The sequence below is a fragment of the Leeuwenhoekiella aequorea genome (genome assembly GCF_004104375.1).
In the GTDB taxonomy this organism is placed as follows: Bacteria; Bacteroidota; Bacteroidia; order Flavobacteriales; family Flavobacteriaceae; genus Leeuwenhoekiella; species Leeuwenhoekiella aequorea.
This window is the reverse complement of record NZ_QOVM01000007.1, coordinates 12,704-28,845: the sequence shown is the minus strand read 5'-3', so window position 1 is coordinate 28,845 and position 16,142 is coordinate 12,704. Positions and strand designations below refer to the sequence as shown.

Below are 16,142 nucleotides of genomic sequence, written 5' to 3'. Positions count from 1 at the left end.
CCTAAAGGTTAGCTTTTCAGATTACGCTAAAGGCAAATTTTCAATAGGCCTTAACCTTATCAGAACCACTCATTAAAATAGTGTACGCAACTTTTTAGTTGTAAATTCTAATTATTTCGCCGTTCCCTTTCCCGTTTACACTTCTAACATATCCATTAATTACTTTATTCATGGGTATTGGGTTATGTCCTGGAAAATAGTCTTTATACTTTTCAAAAGCATCTTCTACCATTCCGGAAGAAACAGCATTTACTCGAATTCCGTTTTCAATTTCAAGCGCAACAGCTTGTACAAAACTATGTACTGCGCCATTTACCATAGACGCACTGGTTGTTTTTACAACTGGGTCGTCTGCTAAAATTCCTGTGGACAGCGTAATTGAACCATTCGGATTTAAATAATTATGACCAATGCGCACAAGATTCACCTGTCCCATTAATTTACTTTTTAGTCCTAGATAATAGTCATCTTCGGTAAGCTCATTAAAATCTGCCCATTTGGCTTCTCCGGCGATACAGATGATAGCATCCACGTTACCAATTTTCTCAAACATAGATTTTATCGAACTACTATCTGCAATATCAACAAGGACATCTCCATTGCTTCGGCCAGCGATTAAAATTTCATTGTTTTCTTTAAAGTGTCGAACAATTGTTTTTCCTATTGTTCCATTTCCTCCAATTATTAGAATTTTCATGATCTTTAAATTTTAAGATAAGCATTGCGCTTTGTTACATTTCTCTTTTTTAGTTCGCGACTTGTATATGGTTAAAGTGGCGATGACACTCCAAAGTAAATTAGTTACAAATGGTGGAATTGCATTGTAGTAATAGCAGTTTATGGCTATTAGAAGGCCTCCAAGCAAGTTTAAATATTTACCATAATCTAAATATTTTCTATTTTGAATAAGGGTTAGGGCATAGGCAAGGATTATGAATCCCGAACCAGACCATCCTAAAATGTCAATTAGTGTCCTCATAGTTTGTTATATAGCGAATTATCGATATGTAGTTCTAAATTTTTTATATTAAAAAATCGGTAAACTGTTTAATTGTTTCTTCGTTTCTTTTTAAATAAGACCATTTTCCATGTCTTGTTGATATTAAAAGTCCACATTTCTCCATATTCGTCAAATATGTTGAAATAGTTGATTGAGATAAACCGGCCTTTTCTTGAATATAAGTAACGCAAACGCCATCGTTGAAATGTTTTAAGGTCTCGTGAGGCGGAAAGTTTTTTTCTGGTTCTTTCAGCCATTCCAAGATCTGAAACCTGGTCTGGTTAGATAGACATTTACCAATTTCTGTTGCTTGTTTCAAATTCATACTACAAACATATCTATAAATTGCGATATATTAAAATGAAAAATGTACTTATTTTTAGCAGGATGCTTTTGTGTTTGTTAGAAATAGGATTGTGTATGGATCTTAATTAAATATGAATTGTCGCATTTACAATTTGTATCGATTTTACAAACAGACCTTAAGCTATAGTTGTAGCAATAGCTTGAGCTATTTTCTTATACGTTGTTGCCTACAGTATCTTATTTTGATCTTCAGTCAAGTGTCACATATTTTTCCGATATAGGCTTGAAGCTAGTACTAATGATCTACGGATTTAGTAGCTTTATTTTATCTCAAATTCTTTAATTATTGAATTTATCGGAATTGCTTTTACCTTTTTACCCTGCAATAAAAAAATCACATCTTTTGTTTTTCCAATTAGTATTCCATTGATAGTTTCATTGTCGGAATATTTAAGGTTTATTGGTGATTTTTCTTTTGTTTCTTTACTTGTAAATATCCCATAAAAATCAGCAGACAGATTAATATATAAAATAAAAAGAAGGAAAAATAAGGAATACCTGTAGGTGTTGAACCAACTTTTTTTGTCCCAACCAAAGTTCATACTCGAGTAATTCTTCGGAAATTTTCTTTTATAGAGACTGTCAAGTTTAAAAAAGAGAAAAACTAATAGTAGTGTTATTGTAGAAAATAATATTATTTTAAAATCAGAAAAAGGAGCTACTAAAAAATCAAAAACATCTGCATAATCAAAAATATTAATTCCGAATTCTGAGTATTTTTGATATGTAAAAAGCATTCCAATACCCACAATCAAAATATAGAATATTGTAATTACCGTTTGAATTTCTTTAAAAACGAGTTCGTAAGTATCTTTAATTAATCCTTCTTTCATTTTTTGATCATAGAGCAACTAACGTTGATGTATAATATTAGTTACGAATTGAACACGGAATTTAGCAAATACAAACCAAATAGAGAATTTGTGAGGGTTTTCAGAAGTAGAAGGGAACTAGTAATTACTTATAGCCATTGTTGTACATAGTACTTTATCGATTGTTAATCACTTCTGCAATTTCTGCTGCAATTTCTTCTACAGTAAATGACGAAGTGTTTCTCGCTAATTTGTCCGCTAAAGAAGGGCTATAGTCAATAACCTCTTTTTTGGTCAGATTGTGCCAAATTGGTAACATAACTTGTTCATCGGAAACTGACTTTGTAATAATTCCATCAAGCTCATAATTTGTCCAACCCTTGCGAATAAAATCTTTTGATAAAACAACTATTCCAAATCGACTATTTGCCAATCCTTTGTCAATTTTTCTTCGCAACGAGTCTCCGATTTTCATTTCGAATTCATCATACCAGACTTTCAATCCTTCAGATTTCAAAGCTAACGCTAAAGGTCTAACAACTTCGTCTTTATCTTCTGAAGCGTGTGAAATGAAAACATCATATTCTCTAATTTCATTGTCATATTCAGGTGGTTTTTGTCTTTCTTGAACTAAAGACGGAACTGTCGATAATGAAGGTTGACGCATTTCAGGTAAGGCACTTGGCAACATTCTAATTGAACTTCTTGTCGTTCCTCTCAAACCTTGCATATCGACAGTTACATACCAATGTCCTGAATTTGGTATTTGTAATCGAATAGGTGACTTTTTCGCTAATCCGCCAATATAACTGTGTCTTCTTCCATTTCGATAACTTTGAAAATTTGATGAATTCATAAGTCGCACATTAGCTGCGCTACCTTGTAATGTTATTTCAACAATATCTCCTCTTTGTTTATTTCCTAAATCATATTTGGTAAAGTTCATTCTATTCGGATTGTTTTTTTAATTGTTTTCTTTATCCATTGAAGCTATTTTTTTCTTAATCTTTTCAAGAAATTCAGACATATCGCCTCCAAAATAGTTAGGTCTTACGAATTCGTCCCAAATAATAGCTCTACCAAAATCGCTGGTTTCATCTCCACCTGTTAAAAGATTAAAAGCTTCTCCATATTTTTGAATCCAAGTGCAAGAAAGTCGGATGCTATTATTTACTTTTCTTTCAGCATCTCCTCTTATTTTTTTATTCTTTTCATTTCTCATTGTTGGATATTCTAACAAAAAAGTTGAGTGTTCATTATCTAGAATTCCATACAGTTTTTCCCATTCGTTTTTTGTCATATTATCCTAAAGTTTATTTTTAATCGATGAGTTTTTTGCATTATGTACAACGTTCCAGTATATGATTAGTGGCGTGTTTAAGCACCTAATTTAGCAAATACAAACCGAATAGAAAATCCGCAAGGATTTTCGTAAGTATGCGAGAACTAGCCATTAATTATACACGTTGTTGTGGGTAGTGTTTTTATTTCTTTTCGGTGCTTTCGTCTTCTTCCTTTATTGTATATTTTTCCAGTAGAAGCTGTTTTTCTTCAACATTAAGTTTCTTGTATCTTTCACGAACAATAGCTGTTTCTTCTCGTAATTCGCTACCTAAATCTTTTTCATCTTCTAATTCTTCATCGATTTCAGGTGGTGTTAAAAGTTTCACTTCATTTCCTTTAATAATGTGGTCTGTTATAACTTTTGCAACTTCATCTGCTTTTTTAGTTGCACTCGTTTTGGAAATGTTTTTATCCTCAGATAATCGTTGTTTATGTTGTTCAATTGCTTTTTGTTTTATTGAACCTTTAATATTGTCAAGCATTAGTTTTTCTCGTTCAACTTCCATTTCAATTAACTTAGTATTACCCATATATGAATCGATAATTTCTCTTGCTTTCTTGGATTTGTATAAAAGATAAGCTCCGTAAACTTTAAGTCCAGTTTTTATTAGTTCTGTTAAATCTACAGCAACATCAAAGTCAATATTGAATATGACGTCAATCGAGCCATTTTGAATTTCTACTAATGAAATTTCTTTTGGTGATTCCGATTTTAGAAGTGTATGATAAGTCAATAAAGTTCTATTCCATCTTTGTAAGACTCTTGCAAACTCCTTTATACTTCCTGTTGATTCAAGGTCTTTAAATATTAGCGACATTACTGCTTGTTCTCCTTCAGTATCATATTCATTTTGGTCAGAAACGTATTTGTCAAATGTTGATTTTACAGTATTTAATTCCGTTTCGTTGGCTGTTATAGATTTTTGAAGTTGAGTTAGAATGGCTAAAAATTTTTGTAAATATTTTTGTCCATCAATTTCTTTGTCGTTATCCAGCTCTTCCAATTCCTCTAACGTGTTTAGAGTAGTAAATGGCTCATTGTCTCTTAAGACGCTATGAAGTTCACTATCAAGAGAATTATTTTCAAAGTCAATTAAATTTGTTTTAATATTCTGTGACAAACTTTTCATAAAAACTAAGTTTTGATTTTGAGGTTGTCCAATTGATTGGCGATAGTCCGTAACATCTCTTTTGAAACCAGAATCAACTACTAGTTCTTTGAAAATTTTGATTTTATTAAGTAAGCTTTCTATATTCATTCTTTTTTCTTAGGTTGGTTTACATTACCCACAACAACCAAATATAAGTACAAGCACTTATATTTCCTTTAACTATTCATTTTTAAATGCTTGCAACTAGTTACAATTAGTTAAAAACTGATTTTAAGATAAATGTAAGGCATTAAGAGTTATCAAATTTACAGAGATCTGTAATTGATGAAATTATAATTGGAGGAGATTTACCTAAAAGTACAGACCTCACGGTTTTCTATATGAGAAGAGCTAATTCTGAAGAAATCAAATTAAATGCGCAGTGAAGATATTTTAATTTAAATCATAACGCTGCAGTTCGTTTATTAGTTCTGCTAGTGAAATGGGATCTACAATTTGGGTGTTAACTATAAATTCTTGTTTTGAGGTGATAAGCTTTAAATCGCCGGCAAATTCTTTTATCGATTTAAGTTGGGTAAGTTGAATATGTTTTGGAAATAACGTGTGCTTAGTCAATACTCCATTTCTAAGGGTGAGGTATTGCTTTTTATATTCAAAATAATATACAGCAAGTAGAGTAGAGCCTCCAAAAATTTGTCCACTTCCTATAACAGACATTGAATTATCTGCTCCGCTAAATAATAGTTCTCCTACAAAGAGTAACAAACCTGTACCAAAAAAGAATAACCCCAATCTTAAATTGCTAGTCAATCGCTCTTTAGCGTATCTAATTGTTATCATTTCGCTTTAGTATTCCATTAGAAATTTAAATGGCTTGTGTTGGGCTACGCTTAGTGGCTTGTTAGTTTTTCTGCTACGCTATCATAATATTCCTGCGTAACTACTTCGGTCCAGGTGGTAGGCTGTTCTTCACCATATAGCGCCAGATAGGTCACATCACTTGTTTTAGTTGAAGAGTGCCAATGCTCTGTATCTTTCTCGCATTTAATAATATCCCCTTTTTTTAAAATCACCGGCTGGGTTTCTCGCTCTTGATAATAGGCTTCGCCATCTACGATTATTAAAACTTGTGCCGAACCGTGTTTGTGCCAGTCTAAGGTAGAATTTGCTTTAAAAGTAGCTTTTGTAATCGCATAGCCCAGTTCTTGATCATCGTGTATTATACTGTTTAACCAGGCTTCACCTATGTAATGCGTATTTGGTGCTTTTGTTCCTGGCGTTAAATAGGAGAAGACCTTATAATTTGATTTCTGAGCAAAAACTGACGTAGAAATGAAAATTAGTAGGAGTGGTATTAGATTCTTCATAGTAAAAGTTGTCGTATAGAATTGCATTGAGTACAGTTAAAAATTAGGCATCGATTACCTCTTGTGAGGTGCGGCCAAATTCAAAACATAATTTAGTAATTCTAAACCAATTCTCGAATGTTTTTTATGAAGTATCTGGAATAGCTAGTTTTCTTTTTTCAGCGTTTTGATGTCTGTAATTAATTGGGCAATTGAAGCTCTGTTTAAGCCGTTATAAATGCCTCTGATATGTTTATTTTTATCAATAAGTAGGAAGTTTTCGGTATGTAAAAAATCGTCTATGCTTTTAGGTTCACCTAAATCATTTTCTACAAAGTACTGATCTCTGCCTAGTGAATAGATTTCATTTTTATCACCTGTAACCAGGTGCCATTTATTGTCAATAACACTATTGGTTTCTGCATACTCTTTTAAAACTTCAACGGTATCTGTACTGGGCATTACCGAATGGGAGAGCAAAAGAACATCTTCATCATTTTTAAATTCCTCTTGAATTTTAAACATATTATCTGTCATTTTTGGACAAATCCCCGGACAAATGGTAAAGAAAAAATCTGTAACGTAGATTTTCCCTTCAAAGGTCTTCTGGGTTACTGGTTCTCCCAATTGATTTACAAAATTAAAATCTGGTATTTTATGGAATGCTTTTTCATCTGCGCTATTGGGTGTTATCCATCGTGGGGTGAAAGACTCATCATCGTAATACGGCAAATATGCAACCCGGCTAGTTTCAGCGACCTCGGTTTTTTCCTGTTTTGTTTCACTCTTACAACTGAGCACTAAAAAGAGAAGGATACCTATTAAAAAATTATATTTTTTCATCTTTAATGATTTGTTCGTTTTCTAACCTGTAGCACGAGTTGGCACGACGCATACCAAAAATGCGACCGTTTTTTGCTTCGTAGTTAACGTATAGCGTTCCGTTTTGCAACCAGGCTTGTTGCAAGCCTTCTTCATTTCCGTTAAGCAGTTGGCGCTTTTTAGCAAGCTGCCCGGTGGGATACCATTCTTTTTCTACGCCTTGTTTTTCCCCTTGCTCATAATACGATTGTGAAGCCAGAACTCCGTTTTCCCACCAGGTGGTGTACGTGCTGTCTAGTTTATTTTGCTTGTAGTAAGATTCAATACGAAGAACGCCATTTGCCGACCATTTTCTGGCTATTCCCGTTCTTTTTCCATTCTGAAATCGCAACTTTTCGCCCAGTGTGTCATTAGCATGAAATTTTAAAGAATAACCTGAATAGGGGACATTATTATAGTACCACTTTCCTTCATTCTGATTGAGTACCAGATCTTTTTTTAAAACTTCGGTCGTATCTATATCAAGAGCAAGTTCTGAAGCTGATTCGTTTAAAGAGTTACTTTTAGTGTTTATAGTTTTGGTACAACTACAGCATAATAATAATAATAATAATGGTATTAGGTAAACTAAAACTTTCATAGCGATTATTAATATCCTTGATACGGTCCTGCAAAAGCAATATAAGATCCCGTGTTAGAGTAGAGTTCGTTAATTATGTGATAATGGTATTCTTCCTCGCCTGCAGTGTATTGCGTGGATGTGATGTGACCTCCCGAAGCATCTAAATCTGTAGGGTAGCTTCCGGTTGAATTGCATTTTCTCCCATAAAGAAAAACGCCGTCCAGCAGAATACCCACTAATGCATCATCATCATCTGTAAATGCCTTTGGTTCTAAATGATAGTGATAAACGCCCGGCCCAATGTGCGCACCAGTCCAGTCTAAACTCCCTGCTGCCTGATCTAAAGCACCGCCACCTTCCTGATCGTTAAATATAGAGGAGCCGCTTACTGCAATCCCTATAGTATTGAGCTGTGTAGCTACCGAATTACCGGTAAGATTAGGAGTAGCATCTACAGAAATTGTCACCTCATTATTGTTACTAGACATAATAGACGGAGTTCTATTTACATCAGGCTCTTCTTTATAAAGTGTGTGCCCTTCACCCCAGTAAACAGTTTCATGATTAGGCAGACCGGTCGTTTCAATAATCACTTTAGATCCATCGAGATAAATTGTGGTTGCCTCAGGATTGAATGCAGAAAATGCTGCGTGTAATTCGGTTACTATTTCTTCCTCATTTTCTGTATTTACAACATTATCTTCACTATCTGAACAACTAATAAATGACGTAGCAATTAAAGCAATGCAAAATACAATAGTGCAATTTATTTGTTTTTTTATGATCAATTTTTTCATTTTAACCTGATTTATAAGTTATTAGGAGACTAAAGTAACTTTTTTCAGGGTACTGTATAAAACCAATCAGTGAATGCGTTTCACTTTTCAGTGAACACCTGTTTTTAGCCGTAAATATGATTTTACTGCGGAAGAAAAATAGGTAGAATTTTTAGATTTTGGCTAGAAGATGGTACGGGAATATCACTCAAGCTGGAGCAAAAAAATGACAAAACAATAAAGCCTTAGCAATATTGAAATTATTAAACTACTAAGTAGTTTTAGAATTATTCATTCTTATAGTATAGATTGTATTGAGGAATACCATAAATAATGCAAGGATTAAGACTTTAATCCAGTCTATCTCGTCTTGTGCAAAATAATCATAGACCACTAATCCTGCTGCAAATACGAGTCCCATTTTAAGATTATTAAAGTTTAAAAAATACTTCGTTGTTTTGATCATTTATTTATTCGTATCTAACTTATTTGGGAATTAGAGGCAAAGTAGTAAGACTCTACAGTCTCGCGTGACATATTTAGTATAAGGGGGAAAAGTATCAGTTAATTATAAATTTCATTCGATTTGGTTAAAATCACCGGGTATGTATTGGTTACTAGTATTGTTTGTTCGTGTTGAGCTACATATCCACCTTTATTTCCTACCAGCGTCCAGCCGTCATTTAATTCTACTGCAGCAGTTGAATTTGTCGAAATAAATGTTTCAATTGCAACTGTGGTGTTTTTTTTAAAACGCTCCCTGTTACTTTTTACTCTATAATTTAAAATATTTTCAGGCTCTTCGTGTAAACTTCTGCCCACTCCATGACCCGCCAGGTTTTTAATAACTTTAAACCCAGACTTTTTTGCTTCAGTTTCTATTAGATATCCAATTTCAGAAATTTTTACTCCGCCTTTTATACGCGTAATTGCCTTCTGTAAAATAGCTTTAGAAGCATCTACAAGAGGTTGGTGATTATGAATATCTTTTCCGAGGACAAAAGAGCCCCCATTATCAGACCAAAATCCGTTTAATTCTGCAGAAACATCAATATTAATCAAATCTCCTTCTTTTAATATTTTTTCTTCAGAAGGTATTCCGTGTGCAGCCTCTTTATTAATACTTATACAAGTATAGCCCGGAAATCCATAGGTCTCATAAGGTGCTGACTTAGCACCATAACCTTTTAAAAGCTGACCACCATATTCATCTAACTCTTTTGTAGACATGCCTACCTTAGCATATTCTCTCATCAACTTTAGTGTAGTTCCTACGACTTCACTAATTTCTTTCATTCCGATTAATTCAGATTCTTTGGTTATCGACATTAGGGTGCGTTTACGTTAGTTTGAGAATTTATAAGAGGTTCAAAATTTAATACTATTTTTTTAAAATGAGGTTTAATATACTATAATTCAAACTTTAATAATTCGGTATATGGGTTTCCCTTTAATCCTAATAATTTAGCAAAAGCGGGTTCGGTTTTCATTCCGTTAGCTTTTAATTCTTTTACTTTCTGTAAAAATATAGAACCTCTTTCTTTTAAAATTCTATGTTCAATAATCATATGTCGATAGGCATTTTGCTTATTGGTAAAAATATTTTGTCCAAAAATTTCAAACAGAAAATTATTCGATTTTGAATTCTGTAGTGGTTGATAGAATCCATTTTTATTGTCGAATACCCTTTAAAATCTTTAGCGATTAACTGCAATTGGTAACCGTTTCCAAATCTTTAATTGGATAAGTATTTCTCAATTTTCTCTAAAACTTCGTTATTCTTCACAATGTTTAGGTGATTTACACCTTGTAAGATTTGTATATCGACGTATCGAGAAGCCGGACTAAAAACTTTCTTGAATTTATTAGGATAGAAACTTTCATCCTCAGAACCCACTAAAACAAAACTACTTGTTTGTAGGTGATCAATATCCTCTTTATAGTTTTTAGGTGCAAAATTAACTGCCATACGGTAAGAATAGGATTTATTCTGTAGACTGTCATCATAAGCTTTAGATCTGTTAAAAAAGAGAACCGGTTTTTTATTATAATTTTCAATACCTATAGTATTAAGCATCGATAAACCAACCCATCTTTTGATTCCAACTGTTACCCAACCGCCACTTTTCGGTTTTACAGTAGGAGCGTCGTGTCCTAGATATGGAGCAATCATTATTGCTTTATCAACTCTTGTTAGATTTGCATTAGCGATATATCTTAAAACTAAACCACCACCCGAAGAATGTCCTGCTAATACAATCTTCTTAGCCTTCAAACTTTCTTTTGCGTAGTTGATAATATCTTCGATATCTTCTTCTAATTGACCAATGTAATGAATGTCTGGTAGCTCTTTGAGATTACGTCCATGACCTCTTAAATCTGGTGTAATTACAGTGGCAAAGTTATCGTGAGAAATAGTTCCTGCTAGTGGTTCCAGGTATCGACTTTCTGATCCACTTCCGTGAATTAAAATTAAAACAGTTTTAGACTTACTAGGGTAAATTTGACTAAATAATTCATTGCCATCGCGCATTATAATCCAGTACTCTTGTTTTTTAAAGCTTTTAACTGAAAGCGTATCTATCGAACTGTAATCATAATTTTTGGCAGATTCTTTTTTAGGTATTGGCCAATTGATAAGTACAAATGCAGTCAAGAAGAATATGCATATGTTAACTACCAGAAAGATTATTACTCGTTTTAGAATTTTATTCATCGTTTGATATTTATTTATGGCCAAAAGTATTCTAGACATTAAATAATTCTCAACTATAATCACTGAGTTGTCTAAATGGATTGCTCAATTGTATTGTTGCCCCAAATGTTGTGAATGCAGTAGTGATTATATAATAAATCAAAAAAATACTCACAAAACCCTAAGAGGATTTTGTGAGTAGGCGAGGGAAGTCAAAGTAATTCCAGTCCTATTTCTCGAACTAGAATGCATTCAAAAGAACAAATCCAGTTGAGGCCAAAATTTCTCGTTTAATAGATTATCTTCTGGTTTATTTATTCATTAATAATTGCTGGGAATTTATTTATTCATACGTTGGGTTGCCTCCCAAACATATTCTTTTCCAAATTCACCGAAATAGCTAATATAGTTTCCGTCTTTTGAAATTACTACAAAACTGCTACACGGATAATGATATTCAAAAAATAGTCTTTCAACTGTTCCTTCTGGATCTTTATGCCAAGTCAAACCTCCATCGTATTGTTCTAGGCCATTATTATCCTTATAAACATAAATGGGATTAGTTTGAGCAATTTGATTTATTCCATCATTTAACTGTTTGAACCAAACTTTTCTTGATTCTTGCGGGATTGAGCCACTTGAATTACAAGGATCTTTTCCTGGATAGTAAATTATAACTATTGGTTTGGTTGAATCTATTTCTTGGTTTGTTTCTTTCTCAAGCAGTGATTCCAATAAATCTCTATTTGTGATTTTCCCTTGTTTCTCCCTTAAAGTCAATTTTTTATGATTTGCAGAATCTCCGGGAATATCTAATAATTTATTGGTAGAACGAACACGGTTGAACTTTGATTTACTTATTTCGACATTGTTTTCGTCGAAGTATTTGGTGCTATCATTTCCAACTTTTGAGGAGGAACAAGAACAAATTAAAGCACTAAATAGTAAGGTTAGTAGGATTTTCTTCATATATGATTTTTTATAGTATTATGTAAGATCACTTATGTGGTTGAACAACTAATTTAGCAAATAAGTTCTAGATAAAAGAGTTGCGATGTTTTGAGATGTAAGTACTTACTGATAATAATTAGTATGAATGGTTATCAAAAATTTAATTACAATTTCCATCTATTAGATCTTGTATAGATGGATTTCTAAAATTATTTTCAACTATGTAGTTTCCTTTATATGAGTTTTTAGTGAAATAAGATGCTAAGGAACAAAAATTTGATAATTCTGAATTTCCGTTTATTTCTATATTCTTATCAATCATAGATATAGATTCCAATCCGTTTAAACTCTCTAAAAATTCATTGCCTCTTATTTCTAAAGTCCCATTGATTTGAGCTAATTTATTTAAGCCAGTTAAATTTTTTATTTTTCTATTGTAATTTATACTTATCCCTTGATCTGAAAAACCATTTCCAATTGATTTAACATTAGTCAATCCTTCTAAATTAAGCATATTATTGCATCGTTGAATTTTTAATATTTTCCCAATTTTTTCTAATCTTTCTAACCCTTCTAAAGTAGTAATGTTTGATTCTTCAAGGGTTATTTCTTCAACAAATTGCAACTTATTAAATCCTTGTAAATTGGTTAATCCTCCACCATACGCGATAAATATATAGTCTAATTGAGTTAAATTATTGAATACCGGTAATTGCGTTAAGTTATTACTTCCTTCTAGAACAAATCCGTTTAGTGTGGTTATTCCTGCGATAGCATTAATATCATTAAGTGATTCGTTATGAATTAGATGCATCGTTTTTTTGATAGATTTCAAATTTTGAAGACCATCAAAGCTTGTAAGAGATTTATTTGTAGTAATATTCAATGAACCATTCACTTCTGTTAAACCTTGCAAACCATTTAGACTTATAAGATTTTGATTTTCATTTATTGTCAATCCTGAATAAAAGCTACCACTTCCTATAGATTTTACATTTTCAAAACCTTTAAAATCTATAAGATTATCGCAGGAAATGAGTTCAAATTTATTATCGATATACTCCAAATTTTCAAGACCTTCTAAACTCAAAATATCGGATTGTAAAAAGAGTAAGTTTCTAACAGATTTTAGATTTTTAAAACCTTCTAAACTAGTTAAACCTCCACCATATCTAATTTCAATAGAACTCATCACTGTTATGCTTTTAAAAACTGGTAATTGAGTTAAAGCATTGCACCCGTCAATTTTTAAAGCATTAAAAGTGTTTAATGTTTTTAAAGCATCAATATGAAGTAGAGATTCGTTATTGTTTAAATATAAATAATCCAAGTCTACCATATTCTCCAATCCGTTTAGATTGGTCAAGGAAGGATTTTCGCCTATGTATGTAGATCCTCTTATAATTGAAAGATTGTTTAAACCTTGTAGATCAAAAATATTGGGATTCGAATTAATTGCTAGATTATTATAAATCAATAATAGGCTCTCTAATCCTATCAAATTCTCGAGGTTGTCATTTAACCCAATTCCTAGAGTTCCTATTTTATATAGAGAATCAAAACCTTTTAAGTTTTTAATTTTAGGATTGCGAATTACTTCTAAAATGGGAAGTTCTCCTAAGTTAGTTATACCTACAAAATTTTCCAATGATGTATTGTTATCTATAACTAAATGTCTTCCAACAATTTTTAGATTATGAAGCCCATCAAAATTCTTTAATGCAGTTGTACCTTTTATATTTAATTCATAGTTCACAAAAACCAAATCTTTTAGTGGTTTAAGGTCGGTTACAGTGCCTTCAATCGTCAAACTACCTTTGATTGTCTGATAATTATTAGCGCCAAATATATTTACCTGCTCTTGTGTAGATAAGGTGACGTCACCTTCAAACACTTTTTCATTTAAGGCAGTAAATTGTATCTCGTTTCCATAACCTGTACCATCACTATTTATGGCATACGCTTTAACATAATACGTCGCACCTTGTTCAAGTTCAATTAATTCAATTGAAAATTCATTACCTTCATTTATCGGCAGGTTAAGCTTATTTATATTATTTTCTATTGTAGGATTAGGTGAATGCCCTATTAACAGACCTTGCTCAGTGAGTTCAGAATTACCAATATTTAATACTTTACCACTTAAAATTACTGAATATACCGTCAGATTTGAAGCTTGATTAGTAAGTAATTCAGGAAGTATCAATTCTTCTTCTATAATAATTTCTTCAGATTCATCCTTGTCGCACGAATAGAAAATAAATACTATAGGTATAATTAAAAGTATTAGTTTTTTCATATTTGACGTGATCAAAATCTCAACGCGATAAGTTATATTAATTAATACTTCTTCAATTTAGTTTTTTCTTTTAAAAAAGCTTACATTTTAGATTTGATAATCTGGAAGATTCTATTTTAAGGCTTCTAATAGTCTTCTGCATCCCAATACTTTTCTGAACCCGTTATGTAGTGCTGTTTGAATTTTTGTAGGCTGCTTTTCTGAGATTGTTTTGAAGTCTGTTCCTTTGGGTAAGTAGGGTCTTATTAATCCCATTAATTCAGCAAAGGAGGTATAAGTAGGAGTTATGTATAAACTAGAAAAGATACAGTAACAAGAAGCTCAGAAATCTTTTATTTTATGTGCCTTTAATGTCTGTAAGCAAAACAAGGGCTGAGGGGAAATCTATGAAATAATTGTAGCAAGTTGTCTCGGACTATTGAGGTAGGAAAGAGAGGAAATATGAGTAAGAAATTAGCATTAAACGCAGTAGCCAATAAGCTTTTAAAATAAGCATTTGCCATTGCTAAATCAGGATTACCCTACGATTAAATCTTTTTTTCCATTCTTTCTAAAGGATAGTATAAAAAAGAATAAATAAAACAGTTAAGGTCTGTAGTTATAGATTTTTGCAAAGAATACGTAGGTCTACTAATTTTATCAAGAATAGGGTTGTTTTTCACCTCAGTCCTTTGTTGTGGTGTCGTATTTTTTCAATTCGTTGTTATTTCATAAGGTTTTTTTGGAAATCCATATAATGTAATTTTTTCAGCACTAATTTCACGAATAGGAATTAAGATTTCTCTTATTCCATTATCATAAATTGCTCCAAAATAAGTTCCATTAAGGTTTTCTAAAATCATTTTACGACCTTCTCTTTTCATTCGTTTATTAATTTCCTGAATAGTTGGACTGCTAAAATCTTTATTAAAAACAAATCTTATTTTCTCATTATTCCATTCTACATTAAATTTCGATTCTTCAATTTCCGTTTTTGTTAAATCAGTTTTAGTAGGCTCAATTCGTTCGTAATCAGTTGCAAATTCGGTGTTTTCTATTTTGAATTCGGTTTCGCTTATTACTGTATGAGTTTTTCCCATTCTGTAAAGTCTAATCCGATTTTCATTAACGAATTCATTTTTGGTTTCCGAAAATTTCTCACTATAAACTAACTTTTTTTCTAATGCTCCATTCTTTGATTGTTCCGAAATATCGTAATGTAAGATTTGGTCATTTTTAAATTCAATAAACATTGGCTTTCCATAAGTAGCTCCATCTTTAATCATTAGCCAGGTTCCACTTAAATTTTTTCCATTTACTGAATTAAAAATCATTGTTATTAATATTATGAATGTCGTTTTTCGCATATAAACTACCGATTTGGAGTAGGATTAGTAACTGGTTTAATATGCTAAATTTCAGATTTTACTCAACTATAAATATACAAAAAAGCCATTGGTAAAGAATTAAATCCACAATGGCTTATATACTCTATTTAAAGTCGTATTGTAATTACTTTTAGTAAATAGAAATGGAATTCTTTTTATTCTATTTTATTTCCCTTTTATAATTGGTTCGAATTTAGACCAGTTGGCGACAAGTACCCAAATATTAATTGCAAATAGTATTAATGCGATTCCAATTCCTGATAGGTCGTGAACTAAATGATGAACAAATATTCCTACCATAACAGGAAGAATTATTATCGCTCCCAATGCTCTTGTTTTTGGGATTGCAATTAAAGCACCTCCAACGATTTCAACAATTGCTACAAGTGGTAAAATCCATTTAATTGTCATAAATGCTTCCATAATTAGCATCATTTCTTCAGACATTTCGGGCATAGGCATATAGTTGAAGAATTTGTTTAATCCTGAATTAACCATCATTAATCCGAATAAAATACATAAAGCGGTAAAAATTTTGTTTTTCATATTTAACTAGTTGTTGTTAATAATATGGTAAAATTAACTAATTTTGATTACCATTAGTAATCAGCTACCTTTAGGTAATCAGTT

19 protein-coding genes and 1 pseudogene are annotated in these 16,142 nt (G+C 32.0%); all 20 read right to left on the bottom strand.

The annotated features are described in order from the left end of the window. Positions 1 to 94: 94 nt before the first annotated feature. The 20 genes and pseudogenes from DSM00_RS13715 to DSM00_RS13625 all read right to left on the bottom strand — a co-directional run bounded on the left by DSM00_RS13715 (position 95) and on the right by DSM00_RS13625 (position 16,058). The gene (locus tag DSM00_RS13715) at positions 95 to 697 is read right to left on the bottom strand and encodes a short chain dehydrogenase (protein ID WP_128758546.1); all 603 of its coding nucleotides are present in this window, start codon (positions 695 to 697) and stop codon (positions 95 to 97) included. Positions 698 to 709: 12 nt separating this feature from the next. Next, on the bottom strand, positions 710 to 979 hold the full coding sequence (locus DSM00_RS13710) for a CBU_0592 family membrane protein (RefSeq protein ID WP_128758545.1): 270 nt from the start codon (positions 977 to 979) through the stop codon (positions 710 to 712). 43 nt (positions 980 to 1,022) lie between these two features. Next, entirely contained in the window at positions 1,023 to 1,325 is a 303-nt protein-coding gene (locus DSM00_RS13705; RefSeq protein WP_128758544.1) for an ArsR/SmtB family transcription factor, read from the bottom strand. Between the two features lie 301 nt (positions 1,326 to 1,626). Next, a complete protein-coding gene (locus DSM00_RS15610) occupies positions 1,627 to 2,199 on the bottom strand; it encodes a hypothetical protein (RefSeq protein ID WP_206633813.1) in 573 nt (190 codons plus the stop codon). A gap of 154 nt (positions 2,200 to 2,353) precedes the next feature. Continuing rightward, a complete protein-coding gene (locus DSM00_RS13695; protein ID WP_128758543.1) occupies positions 2,354 to 3,124 on the bottom strand; it encodes a DUF1883 domain-containing protein in 771 nt (256 codons plus the stop codon). Between the two features lie 18 nt (positions 3,125 to 3,142). Beyond that, positions 3,143 to 3,478: a hypothetical protein gene (locus DSM00_RS13690; RefSeq protein ID WP_128758542.1), complete on the bottom strand. Its 336-nt coding sequence runs from the start codon at positions 3,476 to 3,478 to the stop codon at positions 3,143 to 3,145. A 184-nt stretch (positions 3,479 to 3,662) separates the two neighbouring features. Then, positions 3,663 to 4,781: a hypothetical protein gene (locus DSM00_RS13685; protein WP_128758541.1), complete on the bottom strand. Its 1,119-nt coding sequence runs from the start codon at positions 4,779 to 4,781 to the stop codon at positions 3,663 to 3,665. Between the two features lie 285 nt (positions 4,782 to 5,066). Beyond that, positions 5,067 to 5,474: a hypothetical protein gene (locus DSM00_RS13680; protein WP_128758540.1), complete on the bottom strand. Its 408-nt coding sequence runs from the start codon at positions 5,472 to 5,474 to the stop codon at positions 5,067 to 5,069. Between the two features lie 50 nt (positions 5,475 to 5,524). After that, entirely contained in the window at positions 5,525 to 6,001 is a 477-nt protein-coding gene (locus tag DSM00_RS13675; protein WP_128758539.1) for a cupin domain-containing protein, read from the bottom strand. A gap of 144 nt (positions 6,002 to 6,145) precedes the next feature. Further along, positions 6,146 to 6,823: an SCO family protein gene (locus DSM00_RS13670; RefSeq protein ID WP_128758538.1), complete on the bottom strand. Its 678-nt coding sequence runs from the start codon at positions 6,821 to 6,823 to the stop codon at positions 6,146 to 6,148. Beyond that, positions 6,810 to 7,442, bottom strand: a complete 633-nt coding sequence (locus DSM00_RS13665) for a toxin-antitoxin system YwqK family antitoxin (RefSeq protein WP_128758537.1) — start codon at positions 7,440 to 7,442, stop codon at positions 6,810 to 6,812. Before DSM00_RS13665 ends, DSM00_RS13670 begins: the two co-directional genes overlap by 14 nt. 8 nt (positions 7,443 to 7,450) lie before the next feature. Beyond that, a complete protein-coding gene (locus DSM00_RS13660; protein WP_128758536.1) occupies positions 7,451 to 8,221 on the bottom strand; it encodes a YHYH protein in 771 nt (256 codons plus the stop codon). Between the two features lie 250 nt (positions 8,222 to 8,471). Then, on the bottom strand, positions 8,472 to 8,666 hold the full coding sequence (locus tag DSM00_RS15580) for a hypothetical protein (RefSeq protein ID WP_164916345.1): 195 nt from the start codon (positions 8,664 to 8,666) through the stop codon (positions 8,472 to 8,474). Positions 8,667 to 8,764: 98 nt separating this feature from the next. Next, entirely contained in the window at positions 8,765 to 9,529 is a 765-nt protein-coding gene (map, locus tag DSM00_RS13655; RefSeq protein WP_128758535.1) for a type I methionyl aminopeptidase, read from the bottom strand. 80 nt (positions 9,530 to 9,609) lie between these two features. Further along, positions 9,610 to 9,837 (bottom strand): annotated as a pseudogene (locus DSM00_RS13650) (DUF4269 domain-containing protein); the annotation flags it as partial. Positions 9,838 to 9,935: 98 nt separating this feature from the next. Continuing rightward, positions 9,936 to 10,916, bottom strand: a complete 981-nt coding sequence (locus DSM00_RS13645) for an alpha/beta fold hydrolase (RefSeq protein ID WP_128758533.1) — start codon at positions 10,914 to 10,916, stop codon at positions 9,936 to 9,938. A 318-nt stretch (positions 10,917 to 11,234) separates the two neighbouring features. Continuing rightward, on the bottom strand, positions 11,235 to 11,864 hold the full coding sequence (locus DSM00_RS13640; protein ID WP_128758532.1) for a hypothetical protein: 630 nt from the start codon (positions 11,862 to 11,864) through the stop codon (positions 11,235 to 11,237). Positions 11,865 to 12,006: 142 nt separating this feature from the next. Next, complete coding sequence (locus DSM00_RS13635) at positions 12,007 to 14,145, bottom strand: hypothetical protein (protein WP_128758531.1); 2,139 nt, start codon at positions 14,143 to 14,145, stop codon at positions 12,007 to 12,009. A 692-nt stretch (positions 14,146 to 14,837) separates the two neighbouring features. Then, entirely contained in the window at positions 14,838 to 15,491 is a 654-nt protein-coding gene (locus DSM00_RS13630; protein WP_128758530.1) for a hypothetical protein, read from the bottom strand. A 186-nt stretch (positions 15,492 to 15,677) separates the two neighbouring features. After that, entirely contained in the window at positions 15,678 to 16,058 is a 381-nt protein-coding gene (locus DSM00_RS13625) for a DoxX family protein (protein WP_128758529.1), read from the bottom strand. Positions 16,059 to 16,142 lie beyond the last annotated feature (84 nt).

Excerpts from the sequence above, each read along its gene's own strand:
- DSM00_RS13660 (WP_128758536.1), bottom strand. The coding sequence starts at position 8,221 with ATGAAAAAATTGATCATAAAAAAACAAATAAATTGCACTATTGTATTT.
- DSM00_RS13710 (WP_128758545.1), bottom strand. The coding sequence starts at position 979 with ATGAGGACACTAATTGACATTTTAGGATGGTCTGGTTCGGGATTCATA.
- DSM00_RS13665 (WP_128758537.1), bottom strand. The coding sequence starts at position 7,442 with ATGAAAGTTTTAGTTTACCTAATACCATTATTATTATTATTATTATGC.
- DSM00_RS13630 (WP_128758530.1), bottom strand. The coding sequence starts at position 15,491 with ATGCGAAAAACGACATTCATAATATTAATAACAATGATTTTTAATTCA.
- DSM00_RS13625 (WP_128758529.1), bottom strand. The coding sequence starts at position 16,058 with ATGAAAAACAAAATTTTTACCGCTTTATGTATTTTATTCGGATTAATG.
- DSM00_RS13680 (WP_128758540.1), bottom strand. The coding sequence starts at position 5,474 with ATGATAACAATTAGATACGCTAAAGAGCGATTGACTAGCAATTTAAGA.
- DSM00_RS13635 (WP_128758531.1), bottom strand. The coding sequence starts at position 14,145 with ATGAAAAAACTAATACTTTTAATTATACCTATAGTATTTATTTTCTAT.
- DSM00_RS13675 (WP_128758539.1), bottom strand. The coding sequence starts at position 6,001 with ATGAAGAATCTAATACCACTCCTACTAATTTTCATTTCTACGTCAGTT.
- DSM00_RS15610 (WP_206633813.1), bottom strand. The coding sequence starts at position 2,199 with ATGAAAGAAGGATTAATTAAAGATACTTACGAACTCGTTTTTAAAGAA.
- DSM00_RS13640 (WP_128758532.1), bottom strand. The coding sequence starts at position 11,864 with ATGAAGAAAATCCTACTAACCTTACTATTTAGTGCTTTAATTTGTTCT.
- DSM00_RS13695 (WP_128758543.1), bottom strand. The coding sequence starts at position 3,124 with ATGAACTTTACCAAATATGATTTAGGAAATAAACAAAGAGGAGATATT.
- DSM00_RS13645 (WP_128758533.1), bottom strand. The coding sequence starts at position 10,916 with ATGAATAAAATTCTAAAACGAGTAATAATCTTTCTGGTAGTTAACATA.
- DSM00_RS13690 (WP_128758542.1), bottom strand. The coding sequence starts at position 3,478 with ATGACAAAAAACGAATGGGAAAAACTGTATGGAATTCTAGATAATGAA.
- DSM00_RS13685 (WP_128758541.1), bottom strand. The coding sequence starts at position 4,781 with ATGAATATAGAAAGCTTACTTAATAAAATCAAAATTTTCAAAGAACTA.
- DSM00_RS15580 (WP_164916345.1), bottom strand. The coding sequence starts at position 8,666 with ATGATCAAAACAACGAAGTATTTTTTAAACTTTAATAATCTTAAAATG.
- map (WP_128758535.1), bottom strand. The coding sequence starts at position 9,529 with ATGTCGATAACCAAAGAATCTGAATTAATCGGAATGAAAGAAATTAGT.
- DSM00_RS13705 (WP_128758544.1), bottom strand. The coding sequence starts at position 1,325 with ATGAATTTGAAACAAGCAACAGAAATTGGTAAATGTCTATCTAACCAG.
- DSM00_RS13670 (WP_128758538.1), bottom strand. The coding sequence starts at position 6,823 with ATGAAAAAATATAATTTTTTAATAGGTATCCTTCTCTTTTTAGTGCTC.
- DSM00_RS13715 (WP_128758546.1), bottom strand. The coding sequence starts at position 697 with ATGAAAATTCTAATAATTGGAGGAAATGGAACAATAGGAAAAACAATT.